The sequence below is a fragment of the Nonomuraea rosea genome (assembly GCF_039539705.1).
GTDB lineage: Bacteria > Actinomycetota > Actinomycetes > Streptosporangiales > Streptosporangiaceae > Nonomuraea > Nonomuraea rosea.
Window position 1 is genome coordinate 1 of sequence record NZ_BAABDQ010000173.1, and the last position, 557, is coordinate 557.

General features: G+C 67.0%; 1 protein-coding gene. It reads right to left on the minus strand.

Annotated elements, in window-relative coordinates; genetic code table 11:
* On the minus strand, positions 1 to 557 hold a 557-nt coding region (locus ABEA43_RS67965; RefSeq protein ID WP_345581682.1), incomplete at both ends, for a TCP-1/cpn60 chaperonin family protein.

Here is a 557-nt window from a genome sequence, read left to right on the forward strand (position 1 = left end):
CCCTTGTCGAAGCGCATGCCCTCGGTGAGCTCAAGCTCAAGGCCGAAGGTGTTGCTCTCCTCGACGGTGATGACGCCTTCCTTGCCGACCTTGTCCATCGCCTCGGCGATGAGCGCGCCGATCTCGGGGTCGGCGGCGGAGATGGAGGCGGTCGAAGCGATCTGCTCCTTGGTCTCCACATCCTTGGCCAGCTTGGAGAGCTCCTCGCTGACGCGCTCGACGGCGGCCTCGATGCCCTTCTTCAGAGCCATCGGGTTGGCGCCGGCGGCCACGTTGCGCAGGCCCTCGCGCACCAGCGCCTGGGCGAGCACGGTGGCGGTGGTGGTGCCGTCACCCGCGACGTCGTCGGTCTTCTTGGCTACTTCCTTGACCAGCTCGGCGCCGATCTTCTCCCAAGGGTCCTCGAGCTCGATCTCCTTGGCGATGGACACGCCGTCATTGGTGATCGTGGGAGCGCCCCACTTCTTCTCCAGCACGACGTTGCGGCCCTTGGGGCCCAAGGTCACCTTGACGGCGTCGGCGAGCTGGTTCATACCGCGCTCGAGACCGCGCCGGGC